We start from the raw sequence: 532 nt of genomic DNA, 5'->3' as shown, positions 1-532 counted from the left end.
CATCGAAAAACTGCGCGAAGTCGGTGCGCTGATGCAAACCGCCACCATCCAGCACAGCTACATGCACTGCTGGCGCCACAAGACCCCGCTGATCTACCGCGCCACCGCGCAGTGGTTCATCGGCATGGACAAAGAGCCAACCAGCGGCGACACGCTGCGTGTCCGCTCGCTCAAAGCCATCGAAGACACCCAGTTCGTCCCGGCCTGGGGCCAGGCGCGCCTGCACTCGATGATCGCCAACCGTCCGGACTGGTGCATCTCCCGCCAGCGTAACTGGGGCGTGCCGATCCCGTTCTTCCTGAACAAGGAAAGCGGCGAGCTGCACCAACGTACCGTCGAACTGATGGAGCAGGAGGCCCAACGCGTTGAACAGGAAGGCATCGAGGCCTGGTTCAAGCTGGACGCCGCCGAACTGATGGGCGACGAAGCGCAGCAGTACGACAAGATCAGCGACACCCTGGACGTGTGGTTCGACTCCGGCACCACTAACTGGCACGTGCTGCGCGGCTCGCACCCGATGGGTCACGAAACC

General features: G+C 63.2%; 1 protein-coding gene. It reads left to right on the top strand.

Annotation, left to right across the window (positions count from 1 at the left end; all coding sequences use genetic code 11):
- Positions 1-532 (top strand): class I tRNA ligase family protein (locus OMK64_RS21585; protein ID WP_272730174.1); only part of this gene is annotated, 532 nt, incomplete at both ends.

Source organism: Cellulomonas fimi, from assembly GCF_028527925.1.
In the GTDB taxonomy this organism is placed as follows: domain Bacteria; phylum Actinomycetota; class Actinomycetes; order Actinomycetales; family Cellulomonadaceae; genus Cellulomonas; species Cellulomonas fimi_C.
The sequence above is the reverse complement of the archived record's forward strand: the minus strand, read 5'-3'. Positions and strand labels throughout refer to the sequence as shown.